This is a genomic window from Bradyrhizobium uaiense (genome assembly GCF_010811875.1).
In the GTDB taxonomy this organism is placed as follows: domain Bacteria; phylum Pseudomonadota; class Alphaproteobacteria; order Rhizobiales; family Xanthobacteraceae; genus Bradyrhizobium; species Bradyrhizobium uaiense.
This window is the reverse complement of sequence record NZ_VKHP01001157.1, coordinates 1-230: the sequence shown is the minus strand read 5'-3', so window position 1 is coordinate 230 and position 230 is coordinate 1. Positions and strand designations below refer to the sequence as shown.

The 230-nt window shown below is 65.2% G+C and carries 1 pseudogene; it reads right to left on the bottom strand.

The annotated features are described in order from the left end of the window. Positions 1 to 230: pseudogene (locus tag FNJ47_RS49145) on the bottom strand (cytochrome c); the annotation flags it as partial.

Genomic DNA, 230 nt, shown 5'->3' with positions numbered 1-230 from the left:
TGTAGACAACCTCGGCCATCGGTCCGTACACGGCGCCCTTCGCGGACACGCCCTTGCGCAGATAGTCGACGATCTCCTCGATCGTCCAGTCGCCGAGCCCCGTCTCCTTGTTGGAGGTCAGCGACGGTGCGTACCAGTTCTGCATCGGGATCAGGCCGCCTTCGAAGGCCTGCGACTGCGAGCTGCCGCCGAGCGCGTTGATCGCGGTATGGCACATGCCGCAATGGCCG